The organism is Pandoraea sp. PE-S2R-1, assembly GCF_002179865.1.
GTDB lineage: Bacteria > Pseudomonadota > Gammaproteobacteria > Burkholderiales > Burkholderiaceae > Pandoraea.
The window spans coordinates 1-506 of the sequence record NZ_NGUR01000038.1; the positions used below are offsets into that span (position 1 = coordinate 1).

A 506-nucleotide genomic window follows, 5' to 3' on the forward strand; every position below is an offset into this window, starting at 1 on the left:
TCGACGGCACCGGCTCGACGGGCATCATGCTTGCGTCACCCGCACAACAGGACGAACCGCCGTGCGTGTGCGGCGCACCGGAAGCCTGCGACGCGGCATGATCGTGCGCGTGCCCGTGGTCATGGTCATGGTCATGATCGTGATCATGCGAGTGGTCGTGGCGATGCCCGTGATCGTGACGGTGCGCATGGCCCGGGGCTTCCCCGTGGTCATGGGCCTTGAGATCTTCCGCCGTCGAGCCCGCCAAACGAGCCGAATCCGAGGGGTTGGACATGTGGACTCCTGGTTTCCTGATTCGTGTTACCCTTCATTCAAAACCCTGTAGTGACTACGGAGTCAAGCATGAAAATCGGAGAATTGGCCCGGGCGGCGGGCACCGATGTCGAAACGATCCGCTATTACGAGCGGGCGGGCCTGCTGACGGCCCCACCGCGAACCGATGCCGGCTATCGCACCTACGGCGAAGATCATCTGGAAGCCCTGCGCTTCATCCGTCATTGCCGCTC

The 506-nt window shown here is 62.8% G+C and carries 1 protein-coding gene; it reads left to right on the forward strand.

Annotated features, from left to right (window positions below):
• Positions 1-342: 342 nt before the first annotated feature.
• Positions 343-506, forward strand: a 164-nt coding sequence (locus CDV44_RS26930; RefSeq protein WP_141118823.1) for a MerR family transcriptional regulator, incomplete at its 3' end; no start/stop codon positions are given.